The following is a 425-nucleotide window of genomic DNA, read 5'->3' on the forward strand; positions in this document are numbered from 1 at the left end:
ACACCGTGGGTAGACGGGTAAGTGACCATAATGCACGACAGGTTCTCGCCCGCTTCTTCGGCTTTGGCTTTTAAGTCGTCCATGTCCACGTTGCCGTGCTTGTCACAGTCAACCACCACCACTTTCATGTTCATCATCTGAGCTGAAGCTGGGTTGGTGCCGTGGGCAGAGCTTGGAATAAGGCAGATGTCGCGGTGCCCGTCGCCGCGGCTTTCATGGTATTTCTGAATAGCCAGCAGACCAGCGTACTCGCCCTGTGCGCCGGAGTTCGGCTGCATAGACATGTTGTCGTAACCAGTTACATCAATTAACCATTCAGACAAAGTAGAAACTAACTCGTAATAGCCTTGCGCCTGCTCTGCCGGGCAGAACGGGTGCAACTGACCAAACTCAGGCCAGGTGACCGGAATCATCTCGGCGGTGGC

Annotated in this window: 1 pseudogene; it reads right to left on the minus strand. The window is 54.6% G+C overall.

Annotation, left to right across the window (positions count from 1 at the left end):
• Positions 1–425: pseudogene (locus B3180_RS07040) on the minus strand (glycine dehydrogenase (aminomethyl-transferring)); the annotation flags it as partial.

The organism is Idiomarina sp. UBA4206, assembly GCF_002383015.1.
In the GTDB taxonomy this organism is placed as follows: Bacteria; Pseudomonadota; Gammaproteobacteria; order Enterobacterales; family Alteromonadaceae; genus Idiomarina; species Idiomarina abyssalis.